Source organism: Mesorhizobium sp. SP-1A (assembly GCF_032460275.1).
GTDB lineage: Bacteria > Pseudomonadota > Alphaproteobacteria > Rhizobiales > Rhizobiaceae > Mesorhizobium.
Genome location: NZ_JAVXZD010000001.1, coordinates 994,777 through 1,007,362 on the forward strand (window position 1 = coordinate 994,777; position 12,586 = coordinate 1,007,362).

Sequence of the window (12,586 nt, forward strand, 5' to 3'; positions counted from 1 at the left end):
GCGACAAGGCATGCAGAGCCGGCCAGATTTCACGGGAGAACCGGAGGCTCGGGCCAGCCGCAATGCGGTTCCTCTTGCGCATTTTCATAATTCCGTCTGCCCATGGTCCGCACGCTTCCGAACCTCCGGAACAGGGTTCGGCTTCCGTACAGGCCTGGAAAATGCCTCAGTTCCGGCCGTTGACCAGGTCGGCGACAATGTCGAAGCTGCCGGAGATCCGCATCCTGTAGACCTCGTAGTTCTCCATCACGCGCTGCACATAGCTTCGCGTTTCCGCGTAGGGGATGCGCTCGATCCAGTCGACGACGGTGTCGATATCCTTTCCGCGCGGGTCGCCGTAGCGTGCCACCCACTGGTCGGCGCGGTTCGGGCCGGCATTGTAGCCGGCGAAGGTCAGCACATAGGAGCCGTTGAAGCGGCCGAGCTGTTCGCCGAGGAAGGCCGAGCCCAGCGTGGCGTTGTAGCCGGCGTCGGTGGTCAGCTTTTCCGGAAAGAAGGCGAGTCCGGCCTTTTGCGCCACCTGCTTGGCGGTGGCCGGTAGAAGTTGCAGCAGGCCGCGCGCGCCGGCCCCGGAAATCGCGCCGATGTTGAATTCGCTTTCCTGCCGCGCGACGGCATAGGCGAGCGCCTTGCCGGCACCGGAAATGTCGGCCGTATCGGGGATCACGCCCAGCGGGTGCGACAGCGCGCCGACGTCGATGCCGCGCCCCGCCGCGATCTTGCCGATCCTCAGCGCCAGGAAATGGTTGTCCTGCTTTTCCGCCATCACCGCCAGAAGGGCAAGCTCGCCCGCGCTGCTCAGCTGCCCGGCAAGGTCGCGGTAGAGCGCCTCGGCATAGCGCTGGTAGCCTGCCTCCTCCAGGCGCTTGATCGCGGCGACGGCTTCGCGCCCGGCAAAGGCCTGCCGCTCGGCCGCGGACGGAACCGGGTAGGCGATGTTGAGCGTATGGCGTCCGATCCGCGCGCCTGCAAGCTGCCCGTAGAAGGTGGTGCCGTAGGCGGCCGCCTTGCCGAAATAGTCGCCGGCACTGCCGGGACCGCCCGCTTCGGCGGCGCGGCCGAGCCAGTAATAGGCGCGCGAAAGGGTGATCGGCCCCTGCGCCAGATCGGCGATGCGGGCGAAGTGCTTCGCAGCCGTTTTCGGATCGTTCAGGCCGCGCAATGCGTACCAGCCGGCGTGGAATTCCGCGTCGGCGGCGTTGGCGGGGCTTTCGGCGGAGTGCGCGGCGACGATCTCGTAGGCGGTCTTCATGTCGCCCAGATCCACCAGCTCGCGCGAAAGCGTCCGGCGTTCGACCCACCAGGCGTCCGCATCCACCAATGCGGCACGTTCGGTCGGCGCCTTCAGTATGATCGCCGCGGCTTCTTCGTATTTCTGCTGCCGGCGCAGATATTCGGCCCGTGCGAAGAAATACCCCGCCGAACGCTGCGCCGCCGGCACGGCCGCAAGCAGCTTCGGAGCGTCCTTGCCGTTGCGCATGGCGGCCGACCATGCCTCCGCCAACGGCCTTGCGCCGGCAAGGTCGGCCACGCGCATCGCCGAACTCGCCCGGTCGGCATAGAACATGCGCTCCATGCGGAAGCGGTGGTCGGAAGCGGGGACGATGCGGCCGAACTCGTTGATGATGGCCGTCTCGTCCTTTGCCTCCAGCTTCTCCGTGCGCCAGAACGGCACGAGCACCGAGCGCGCCGCCGCGACGTTGCCGAGCGCCACATAGGCGCGCGAAAGCAGCACGATCCCTTCCTTCGTCAGCGGCTGGCTGCCGTTGAAGGCACGCACCACGACCTCGGGCGCCGGGTTTTCGCGATAGAGCGCGCGTTCGCTGTTGCGGCGCAGCGTCGTCAGGCCGGGCCAGCCGGGCAGCATTTCCGCGGTCGCGGCGATGTCGCCGCTCGGCACCTTGTCGCCGCCGTAAAGCGCGATCGCCCAGGCCAGCACATGACGGTCGAGCGAACCGGCCGGCAGGGTGTCGCGCACGGCGCGCGCCGCGTTGGTCTGCCCGGTTGCGAGCGCGTCGAGGCCGCCTTTCAGCCCGGCGACGTCGGCCGGCGCCGGGGTGGCCTCGGCGGCGGGCGCGGGAATGGCGGCGGTCAGCCGCGCGTCGGTGTCGGAGCCGACGGCGAGCGAAGGCAGGAGAAGGGCGAGCGCGCCGACTGCGAGGGCGCCGCGATAGGGGCCGGCCAGCGTCATGACAAGGGAACCCGGGCCCGGAAGACGGGCGTACCGCTTGGCCTGCGCAAACCTGTTCCCCCTCCCGGAAGGGACGATGATTGAAGTCCTGCCGACATTGCCCGAGACCAACCGACCCGAAAAGCGCCCCTTGCTGGCATCATCGCCTTTTCTTGCCCTGCAACGATGTCGAGACTATGGTGCGCGGCCTCGCTTTGGGCTAGAAGCCCGGCGATCAACGCAAGCTGCGAAACCGCAGGGGTTTCAGGGAGTTTATACCACATGCTGAGAGGCTCGCTTACCGCGCTCGTGACGCCGTTCGACAAGGACAGGCGTTTCGACGAGAAAGCCTTTCGCGCATTCGTGGAATGGCAGTTGAAAGAGGGCACCAGCGGGCTGGTTCCGGTCGGCACGACGGGTGAATCGCCGACGCTCTCGCATGACGAGCACCGCCACGTCGTCAAGACCTGCGTGGAAGTGGCCAAGGGGCGCGTTCCGGTGGTGGCCGGCGCCGGCTCCAACAACACCGAGGAAGCCGTCGGGCTGGCGCAATATGCCGAGAAGGCCGGCGCCGATTATGCGCTGGTGGTGACGCCTTACTACAACAAGCCGACCCAGCGCGGCCTCTACGAGCATTTCGCGGCGGTGGCGAAGGCGACCAGGCTGCCGATCATCATCTACAACATCCCGCCGCGCTCGATCATCGACATGACGCCCGAGACGATGGGCCGGCTGGCGCACGACTTCAAGAACATCGTCGGTGTCAAGGACGCCACCGGCAAGGTCGAGCGCGTCTCGGAGCAGCGCGCCACCTGCGGCAAGGAGTTCATCCAGCTCTCGGGCGAAGATGCCTCGGCGCTCGGCTTCAATGCCCATGGCGGCGTCGGCTGCATCTCCGTCACCTCCAATGTGGCTCCGCGCCTGTGCGCCGAATTCCAGGAGGCGACGCTTTCGGGCGACAAGGCCCGGGCGCTGGACCTGCAGGACCGGCTTCTGCCGCTGCACAAGGCGATCTTCCTCGAACCGGGTGTTTCCGGCGCGAAATATGCGCTTTCCCGGCTCGGCAAGATCGAGAACATCGTGCGCTCGCCGCTGGTGACGGTGGAGGACGAGACCGCGCGGAAGATCGACGCTGCGATGAAGCACGCCGGCCTGATCAACTGACGGCCCTTGCGAAATCGCTTCGCCGCGGCCATTTGATCGCTCTTTGCCGCATTCCTTCGGCGCCTGCCGGTGCAGGCCGCCGCAGCATGCATTGAACGCACAAGTGACGCCATGAATCAGGTGAAGAAGGCCGATCCCAACAACAAGACCGCCGCGGAGAACCGCAAGGCGCGCTTTTCCTACGAGGTGCTCGACACGCTCGAGACCGGGCTGGCGCTGACCGGCACCGAGGTGAAGTCGCTGCGCCAGGGCCAGGCCAACATCCAGGAATCCTACGCGTCCCTGGAGGACGGCGAGTTGTGGCTGATCAACTCCTATCTGCCCGAATATCTTCAGGGCAACCGCTTCAACCACGAGCCGCGCCGGCGCCGCAAGCTGCTGGTTTCCAAGCGCGAGCGCGCCCGGCTGGCCCAGAGCGTCGAGCGCGAGGGCATGACGCTGGTGCCGCTGAAGATCTATTTCAACGATCGCGGCCGGGCCAAGCTGCTTCTGGCGGTGGCGCGCGGCAAGAAGCTGCACGACAAGCGCGAGACCGAGAAGCAGCGCGACTGGAACCGCGAGAAGGGCCGGCTGCTGAAGGAAAGAGGCTAGGGCAGCAGGGGAATAGGAGAAGGCCGAACTCGGGCTGTGCGCCTTCTCTCCCTTAATCCCGTGGCCGTTACCCCAAAAACTCCGCTATCTCCCTGAACACGCCGACGAACATCTCCTGCGTCAGCACGCCCGTATTGGTGTTGTAGCGCGAGCAGTGATAGCTGGAGAACAGCGTCAGCGGGCCGGCTTCCTGCCGTCCGCCATGCTTGAACGGATAGGCGGCGACGCGCTGTCCCAGCGCCCGCACCGTGGACTGGTGCGCGATCGATCCGAGCGTCAGCACCGCGCGCAGATTGCGGAACCGGGCGATGGTCGGGATCAGGAAGGTGCGGCAGGTGGAGATTTCAGCGCCCACCGGCTTGTTCTGTGGCGGCACGCAGCGCACCGCGTTGACGATCGCAGTGCCGATGAGCTCCAGCCCGTCGTCCGGCCGTGCCTTGAACTCGCCGCGCGCCATGCCGAAGCGGGTCAGGGTGGAATAGAGCAGGTCGCCGGCATAGTCGCCGGTGAAGGGCCGGCCGGTGCGGTTGGCGCCGCGCAGGCCGGGCGCCAGCCCCACGATAAGCAGCCGCACCGCGTCCTCGCCCTCCGGCGGCAGGAAGGCGGGGACCGGCGCGTTGAACCAGTGCGGTTCGAGCCGGCGCCATTCGGCCAGGAAATCATGCAGGCGCGGGCAGAGCGGGCAGTTGCGGTCGGGCTCGGGAGAGGCGGCGACGGCCGCCGGCACCGCCGTCAAAACTCGTCCTCGTCGGCATCCGCCGGCTCGGGGCGGCGGACCGGCCGCTCGGAGGGGTCGCGCCCGACCTCGGCCTTGAGCGTCGCCAGGTCGATGAAATGGTCGGCCTGCCGGCGCAGGTCGTCCGAGATCATCGGCGGCTGCGAGGTCATGGTCGAGACGATGGAGACCTTGCGGCCGCGCCGTTGCAGCGCCTCCACCAAGGTGCGGAAATCGCCGTCGCCGGAGAAGATGACATAGTGGTCGACCACGTCGGCCAGTTCCAGGGCATCGACCGTCAGCTCGATGTCCATATTGCCCTTGATCTTGCGCCGTCCGGTAGAGTCGGTGAATTCCTTGGCGGGTTTGGTGACGACCTTGAAACCGTTATAGTCGAGCCAGTCGATCAGCGGCCGGATCGAGGAATATTCCTGGTCTTCAACCAGCGCGGTATAATAATAGGCGCGCAGCAGGTATCCCCGTTTCTGGAAACTCGACAGCAACTTGCGGTAATCTATATCGAAGCCGAGGGAACGGGAGGTTGCGTAAAGATTGGCTCCGTCGATGAAAAGAGCGATCTTCTCGCGCGGATCGAACATCAAAAATTCCTTTTTCGAAATGGCTGTATCGATAATACCCGGATGCGCGGGCCGGTTGCGGTCTGCGCCTGGAAAACTTACTTGAGTGTCAATATCGTCGGGATCATGGCATTCCCAGGCGCTCGGCCGCTCCGCAAGCAATTGTGATCGCGGCCTTGCGGCAGGCGATAGCACGGACGTGGCCAGGGCCGAATACCGGCGGTGCGAAATACTTGTGTTTCTACGGTGTTCGGGTTATGGACCCGGCTGGATTTCCATCACATCAAGAGCACGAAAGGGGCATTCATGGCCCGCGTAACCGTTGAAGATTGCATTGACAAGGTCGACAACCGCTTCGAGCTGGTGCTGCTGGCCGGTCATCGCGCTCGGCTGATCTCGCAGGGCGCACAGATCACCGTCCCGCGCGACAACGACAAGAACCCCGTCGTGGCGCTGCGCGAGATCGCCGAGGAAACCCTGTCGCCGGGCGACCTCAAGGAAGACCTGATCCATTCCCTGCAGAAGCATGTCGAGGTGGACGAGCCGGAGGCGGCCGAGAGCGAGGTCATCGCCGACCAGAGCGGCGTGGTGGCCTCGGCCGATTCCGACGAGCCGGAAGAGAACATCGCTTTCGACCGCATGACCGAAGAAGACCTGCTTGCCGGCATCGAGGGCCTCGTGCCGCCGGAAAAGAGCGACGATTACTGATATGCGGGTTTTGCCGCACTTTCGTAGCGGCAATTTCGTGGCTATCTATATCATGCGTCGGACGTCCGTCCGGCGCATGATTCATTTCAGCCATGCGCCTGTGAGAGTCCGCCCATGATGCGACAGTACGAGCTTGTCGAGCGCGTCCAGCGCTACAAGCCCGAGGTCAACGAGGCGTTGCTGAACAAGGCCTATGTCTACGCCATGCAGAAGCATGGCCACCAGAAGCGGGCTTCGGGCGATCCGTTCTTTTCGCATCCGCTGGAAGTGGCCGCCATCCTCACCGACATGCACATGGACGAGGCCACGATCGCGGTGGCCCTGCTGCATGACACGATCGAGGACACCACGGCCACCCGCGCCGAGATCGACGAACTGTTCGGTCCCGAAATGGGCAAGCTGGTCGAGGGCCTGACCAAGCTCAAGAAGCTGGATCTCGTGTCCAAGAAGGCCGAGCAGGCCGAGAATTTGCGCAAGCTGCTCCTGGCGATCTCCGAGGACGTGCGCGTCCTTCTCGTCAAGCTCGCCGACCGGCTCCACAACATGCGCACCCTCAACCACATGCGCGAGGACAAGCGCCTGCGCATCGCCGAGGAGACGATGGAGATCTATGCGCCGCTGGCCGGGCGCATGGGCATGCAGGGCATGCGCGAGGAACTCGAGGACATCGCCTTCCGCTATATCAATCCCGAAGCCTATCGCACCGTGACCGAGCGGCTGAAGGAGATTTTCGAGCGCAACAAAGGCGTTCTCGACGAGATCGAGAAGGCGCTTTCGGCCCTGTTCGCGAAATACGACATCAAGGCCAACGTCACCAGCCGCCAGAAGAAGCCGTGGTCCGTCTTCCGCAAGATGGAGGCCAAGGCGCTGTCCTTCGAGCAGCTTTCCGACATCTTCGGCTTCCGCGTCATCGTCGACAACGTGCAGGACTGCTACCGCGCCCTGGGCGCCATCCACACGACATGGTCGATGGTGCCCGGGCGCTTCAAGGACTACATCTCGACGCCCAAGCAGAACGATTACCGTTCGATCCACACCACCATCGTCGGCCCGTCGCGCCAGCGTGTCGAGCTGCAGATCCGCACGCGCGAGATGAACGAGATCGCCGAATACGGCGTGGCCGCGCATTCCATCTACAAGGACGGCGTCGGCAAGCCGAACGGGGCCAATCCGGTCCTGTCGAAGGACACCAACGCCTATGCATGGCTGCGGCGCACCATCGAGCAGCTTTCGGAGGGCGACAATCCCGAGGACTTCCTGGAGAACACCAAGCTGGAGCTGTTCCAGGACCAGGTGTTCTGCTTCACGCCGAAGGGCATGCTGATCGCCCTGCCGCGCGGCGCCACGCCCATCGATTTCGCCTATGCCGTCCACACCGATGTCGGCGATTCCTGTGTTGGCGCCAAGGTCAACGGCCGCATCATGCCGCTGATGACGGAGCTGAAGAACGGCGACGAGGTCGAGATCATCCGCTCCAAGGCGCAGGTGCCGCCGGCCGCGTGGGAATCGGTGGTCGTCACCGGCAAGGCGCGCGCCGCCATCCGCCGCGCCACCAAGAACGCCATACGCAAACAATACTCGGGGCTTGGCGCGCGCATCCTCGAGCGCGCCTTCGAGCGCAACGGCAAGACCTTCTCGAAGGAGAAGCTGAAGCCGGTGCTGCACCGCCTGGCCCGCAAGGACGTGGAGGACGTGCTGACCTCCGTGGGGCGCGGCGAGCTGTCGTCCGCCGACGTGATGAAAGCCGTCTATCCCGACTACAAGGACGAGCGCGTCACCGTCCCGCAACCGCGCCAGCGCGAGGAAGGCTGGTCGCGCATCCGCAACGCGGCGGGCATGCTGTTCCATCTGCCCGCCCGCTCGCAACGCCGCGGCTCCGGCCAGTCCAAGGGGGAGGCGGCCAAGGGCGAGGCGAAGGACGGCGCGGTGCCGATCCGCGGCGTGCGCGGCGACCTGCCGGTGCGCTTCGCGCCCGAAGGCGCGGTGCCGGGCGACCGTATCGTCGGCATCGTCCAGCCGGGCTCCGGCATCACCATCTACCCGATCCAGTCGCCCTCGCTGACCGCCTTCGACGACCAGCCGGAACGCTGGATCGACGTGCGCTGGGACATCGACGAGAACAATCGCGAGCGTTTCCCCGCGCGCATTTCCGTCACCGCCATCAATGCGCCCGGATCTCTTGCAGATATCGCGCAGGTCATCGCTTCCAACGATGCCAACATCCACACCTTGTCGATGGTACGCACGGCGCCGGATTTCACCGAGATGCTGGTGGACATCGAGGTGTGGGATCTCAAGCATCTGAGCAGGCTTTTGTCGCAGCTCAAGGATAATGCCAGCGTCAGCGACGCGCGGCGGGTCAACGGATAACGGAACAGGAACGAATGACAGGGCAGGGCATGAGCACGGGCGAGGTGCTGGACATTTTTCGCGAGGCCGGGGCGGTTCTCGAAGGGCATTTCATCCTGACCTCCGGGCTGCGCAGCCCCGTGTTCCTGCAAAAGGCCCGCGTGTTCATGCATGCGGACAAGACCGAGCGGCTGTGCAAGGCGCTGGCGCACAAGATCCGCGCCGAAGTGGCGGGCAGCATCGACTACGTCGTCGGGCCGGCCATCGGCGGCCTGATCCCCGCCTACGAGACCTCGCGCCACCTCGGCGTGCCGGCGGTCTGGGTGGAGCGCGAGCAGGGCGTTTTCCGGCTGCGGCGCTTCGACATGGAAAAGGGCGCCCGCGTCGTCATCGTGGAGGACATCGTCACCACCGGCCTGTCGATCCGCGAGACCATCGAATGCCTGCAGGGCCTGGGCGCCGAAGTGGCGGCGGCGGCCTGCATCATCGACCGTTCGGCGGGCAAGACCGATGTCGGCGTGCCGCTGATTGCTCTCGCCGAATACGAGGTTCCGGCCTATCCTGCGGACAAGCTGCCGCCCGAACTGGCCGCGATGCCGGCCGTGAAGCCGGGCAGCCGCAACATCTGACCCTATTTGAGCGTTAGTTCGACGAGATGCTGTTCAGACGCAGGGAAACCGAGAGCCTTTGGGAGCGCTTGCGCGTGTGGCTTTGGCCGCGCCGCTCGTTCTCGCGCTCGCTGCAATATTTCTCCAAGCGCATCCTGCGGCTGAACGCCTCGCCCCATGCCGTGGCCGCAGGGGTGGCCGCCGGCATATTCGCTTCCTTCTTCCCGCTGGGTCTGCATTTCATCATCGCCGCCGTCATCTGCTGGGTGGTGGCCGGAAACCTGGTCGCCGCCCTGCTCGGCGCCGCCGTGGGCGGCAACCCGCTGACCGTGCCGCTTCTGTGGGGAGCGTCCTGGGAAACCGGAAAGCTCGTCATGCACCGGCACCTGCCCGCGCACGGCGCGCCGGTGGACCTCGGGGGGATGATGCAGCACCTGTCCTTCCAGCAGCTGTGGAAGCCGATCCTGGAGCCGATGGCCATTGGCGCGACCCTGCTCGGGATCATCTTCGGCCTGATCTGCTACGCGCTGACCCGCTGGGCCATGAACGTGTTCCGCGAGCAGCGGCGCCGCAGGCGGGCCGAGCGGGCGCATAGCCGCGACAAGCTGTCCGGAACGACCGGCGGCATCGGCTCCGCCACCCGATGATCATCGGCATCGGGTCCGACCTGATCGACATCCGCCGCGTCGAGGCCGCGCTCGAGCGCCATGGCGAGCGGCTGATTCGGCGCCTGTTCACCGAAACGGAGCGGGAGCGGGCCGAAAGCCGCCGCGACCGCGTCGCCTCCTACGCCAAGCGCTTCGCCGCCAAGGAGGCCTGCGCGAAGGCGCTGGGAACGGGCATTGCGCACGGGGTGTTCTGGCGCGAGATGGGCGTGGTCAATCTCGCCGGCGGCATGCCCACCATGGAACTGAGCGGCGGCGCGGCCAGGCGGCTGGCCGCGATGCTGCCGGCTGGCCACCGCGCCGCCATCCATCTCACCATCACCGACGATTACCCGCTGGCTCAAGCCTTTGTGATCATCGAGGCTATCCCCGTCGCACAAGCGCCACAGTGATGCGTCTTCGCACAGGCTCATTGACGTTGCCCGGCGCACGCCGAGACTCTATACACATCGCACAATCGAGGACGAGATGAGCGTGGCTGACAAATCGCAGAAGAAAACCGGCGGGCTCGGCGAGACCGTCAGCGTCATCGTGCAGGCGCTTGTCCTGGCGCTCGTCATCCGCACCTTCCTGTTCCAGCCCTTCTCGATCCCGTCCGGCTCGATGCGTCCGACGTTGCTTGAAGGCGACTATCTGTTCGTCACCAAATGGGCCTACGGCTATTCGCGCTATTCGCTGCCCTTCGGCCCGGACATCTTCTCCGGCCGCATCTGGAGCGCGGAGCCGAAGCGCGGCGACGTGGTGGTGTTCAAGTTCCCGCCGAACCCGTCGATCGACTACATCAAGCGCGTCGTCGGCCTGCCGGGCGACCGCATCCAGATGAAGGACGGCCAGCTCTTCATCAACGGCACCGGCGTGCCGCGCGAGAAGGTCGGCCAGATCGACAATCCCGACATCACCGAGGTCGACCGCCCGGTCGACGTCTACCGCGAGACCCTGCCCAACGGCGTTTCCTACGACACGCTGGACCTGACGCCCAACGGCATCGGCGACAACACGCGCGAGTTCGTGGTGCCGGAAGGCCATTATTTCATGATGGGCGACAACCGCGACAATTCCAGCGACAGCCGCTTCAGCGTCGGCTACGTGCCGTTTGAGAACCTGGTCGGCCGCGCCAACGTCATCTTCTTCTCCATTGCCGGCGGCGCCAGCCCGCTGGAGATCTGGAAATGGCCGACCGACATGCGTCCCTCGCGCCTGCTCAACTTCGTCCACTGATGGCTCTGAAGCGGCCGACAGGCGACGCTCTGGCCGGCACGGTGGCCGACGCGACGGGCCATGCCTTCCGCGACCAGCGGTTGTTGGAGACGGCGCTCACCCATTCCAGCGCCGTCAAGGCGGCGAGCAACAACGAACGGCTTGAGTTCCTCGGCGACCGGGTGCTTGGCCTGGTCGTGGCCGAAATGCTGTTCCGGCTGTTTCCCGATGCCCGCGAGGGCGAGATCGCGCCGCGCTTCAACGCGCTGGTGGATGCGCGCACCTGTTCCGAGATCGGCGTCGAGATGGGGCTGGAGGGGCTGGTGCGGGCCGACGCCGCGCTCAAGGCGCGCTCGCGCGGTTCCGGCGGCAACTATCTTGCCGACGCGGTCGAGGCCCTGATCGCGGCCGTCTATCTGGACGGCGGCCTCGACGCCGCCAGGAGCTTCGTGCTGCGCTATTGGGAGCCGCGCTCGAGCCTCGTCGTGGCCAAGCCGCGCAATCCCAAGTCGGAGTTGCAGGAATGGATCGCCAGGATCAGCGACGCGCGGCCCCAATACACAATCGAAGGGCGCGAGGGCCCCGACCATGAACCCGTCTTCACCGTGTCGGTGACGGTCGCCGGCTTCATGCCGTCCTTCGGCAGCGGAGGCTCGCGCAGGGCCGCCGAGGAATCGGCCGCCACGGCGTTCCTGCGGCGCGAGGGCGTGTGGACAGAGGAAGGAAACCCGGCGTGACCGAAACAGAACCCGCCACCCGCTCGGGCTTCGTCGCGCTGATCGGCGCGCCCAATGCCGGCAAGTCCACGCTGGTGAATCAGCTCGTCGGCACCAAGGTCTCCATCGTCACCCACAAGGTGCAGACGACGCGGGCGCTGGTGCGCGGCATCGCAACCCACGGATCGGCCCAGATCGTCTTTCTCGACACGCCCGGCATCTTCAAGCCGCGGCGGCGGCTGGACACCGCCATGGTCACCACCGCCTGGGGCGGCGCCAAGGATGCCGACATCGTCCTGGTGCTGATCGACGCCGAGCGCGGCATCAAGGGCGATGCCGACGCCATGCTCGACCGGCTGGTCGACGTGCGCCAGCCCAAGGTCCTCGTCCTCAACAAGGTGGACCGGGTGAAGCACGAGGCGCTGCTGGCGCTTGCCAAGGCGGCCAACGAGCGCGTCGCCTTCGAGCGCACCTTCATGATCTCGGCGCTGACCGGCTCCGGCTGCAAGGACCTGCTGGACTATCTGGCCGGGGCCCTGCCGGCCGGCCCCTGGTATTATCCCGAGGACCAGATCTCCGACCTGCCCATGCGCCAGCTCGCCGCCGAGATCACGCGCGAGAAGCTGTACCTTCGGCTGCATCAGGAACTGCCCTATTCCTCCCATGTCGAAACCGAGAAATGGGAGGAGAAGAAGGACGGCTCGGTGCGCATCGAGCAGGTCATCTATGTCGAGCGCGACAGCCAGAAGAAGATCGTGCTCGGCCACAAGGGCGAGACCATCCGCGCCATCGGGCAGGCGGCGCGGCAGGAGATCGCCGCCATCCTCGAACAGAAGGTGCATCTCTTCCTGTTCGTGAAGGTGCGCGAGAACTGGGGCGACGACCCCGAGCGCTATCGCGAGATGGGTCTGGACTTCCCCCACTGACCTGAACACCAGGGCCTTCCTGCGACCGGACTGTGGCTGATCGGCCACAGCCGCGCATGGTCTTTCGCAGGGCTCGCGCGAGGCGCGGCCGGCCGCATTCTTGTCGTCCAACTGTCATCTGGCCAACCTATACGCGAACCCGTCCCTGATGTCCGGAACCGTCGCCGGGTGCCTTGGGCAACCCGTGCGTTTGCCTGGT

Annotated in this window: 13 protein-coding genes; 10 read left to right on the forward strand and 3 right to left on the reverse strand. The window is 65.8% G+C overall.

Annotated features, from left to right (window positions below; genetic code table 11):
* Positions 1-166: 166 nt before the first annotated feature.
* Positions 167-2,191, reverse strand: coding sequence for a lytic transglycosylase domain-containing protein (locus QU595_RS04730; protein ID WP_315919523.1), 2,025 nt, complete (start codon positions 2,189-2,191; stop codon positions 167-169).
* A gap of 261 nt (positions 2,192-2,452) precedes the next feature.
* Between QU595_RS04730 and dapA the strand changes: the two genes are divergently transcribed.
* Entirely contained in the window at positions 2,453-3,334 is an 882-nt protein-coding gene (dapA, locus tag QU595_RS04735; protein WP_315919525.1) for a 4-hydroxy-tetrahydrodipicolinate synthase, read from the forward strand.
* A gap of 111 nt (positions 3,335-3,445) precedes the next feature.
* Complete coding sequence (gene smpB, locus QU595_RS04740) at positions 3,446-3,925, forward strand: SsrA-binding protein SmpB (protein WP_315919526.1); 480 nt, start codon at positions 3,446-3,448, stop codon at positions 3,923-3,925.
* Between the two features lie 67 nt (positions 3,926-3,992).
* On the opposite strand, the gene QU595_RS04745 is transcribed toward smpB, so the two are convergent.
* Positions 3,993-4,661: a uracil-DNA glycosylase gene (locus QU595_RS04745; RefSeq protein ID WP_315919528.1), complete on the reverse strand. Its 669-nt coding sequence runs from the start codon at positions 4,659-4,661 to the stop codon at positions 3,993-3,995.
* Positions 4,658-5,239, reverse strand: coding sequence for an NYN domain-containing protein (locus QU595_RS04750; RefSeq protein WP_315919529.1), 582 nt, complete (start codon positions 5,237-5,239; stop codon positions 4,658-4,660). Before QU595_RS04750 ends, QU595_RS04745 begins: the two co-directional genes overlap by 4 nt.
* 285 nt (positions 5,240-5,524) lie before the next feature.
* On the opposite strand from QU595_RS04750, the gene rpoZ reads away from it, so the two are divergent.
* The 8 genes from rpoZ (at position 5,525) to era (ending at position 12,387) form a co-directional block, all read left to right on the forward strand.
* Positions 5,525-5,926 (forward strand): DNA-directed RNA polymerase subunit omega, encoded by a 402-nt coding sequence (gene rpoZ / locus QU595_RS04755; protein WP_315919530.1) that lies wholly within the window; start codon positions 5,525-5,527, stop codon positions 5,924-5,926.
* 114 nt (positions 5,927-6,040) lie between these two features.
* A complete protein-coding gene (locus QU595_RS04760; RefSeq protein ID WP_315919532.1) occupies positions 6,041-8,296 on the forward strand; it encodes a bifunctional (p)ppGpp synthetase/guanosine-3',5'-bis(diphosphate) 3'-pyrophosphohydrolase in 2,256 nt (751 codons plus the stop codon).
* Positions 8,297-8,325: 29 nt separating this feature from the next.
* A complete protein-coding gene (pyrE, locus tag QU595_RS04765; protein ID WP_315920709.1) occupies positions 8,326-8,904 on the forward strand; it encodes an orotate phosphoribosyltransferase in 579 nt (192 codons plus the stop codon).
* A 74-nt stretch (positions 8,905-8,978) separates the two neighbouring features.
* Positions 8,979-9,530, forward strand: a complete 552-nt coding sequence (locus tag QU595_RS04770; RefSeq protein WP_410000475.1) for a DUF2062 domain-containing protein — start codon at positions 8,979-8,981, stop codon at positions 9,528-9,530.
* Positions 9,527-9,940, forward strand: coding sequence for a holo-ACP synthase (acpS, locus tag QU595_RS04775; RefSeq protein WP_315919534.1), 414 nt, complete (start codon positions 9,527-9,529; stop codon positions 9,938-9,940). Before QU595_RS04770 ends, acpS begins: the two co-directional genes overlap by 4 nt.
* A 76-nt stretch (positions 9,941-10,016) precedes the next feature.
* Positions 10,017-10,766, forward strand: a complete 750-nt coding sequence (gene lepB / locus QU595_RS04780) for a signal peptidase I (RefSeq protein WP_315919536.1) — start codon at positions 10,017-10,019, stop codon at positions 10,764-10,766.
* Positions 10,766-11,482: a ribonuclease III gene (gene rnc / locus QU595_RS04785; RefSeq protein ID WP_315920710.1), complete on the forward strand. Its 717-nt coding sequence runs from the start codon at positions 10,766-10,768 to the stop codon at positions 11,480-11,482. The genes lepB and rnc overlap by 1 nt, the downstream gene beginning before the upstream one ends.
* The gene (gene era / locus QU595_RS04790; RefSeq protein WP_315919537.1) at positions 11,479-12,387 is read left to right on the forward strand and encodes a GTPase Era; all 909 of its coding nucleotides are present in this window, start codon (positions 11,479-11,481) and stop codon (positions 12,385-12,387) included. Before rnc ends, era begins: the two co-directional genes overlap by 4 nt.
* Positions 12,388-12,586: the final 199 nt, after the last annotated feature.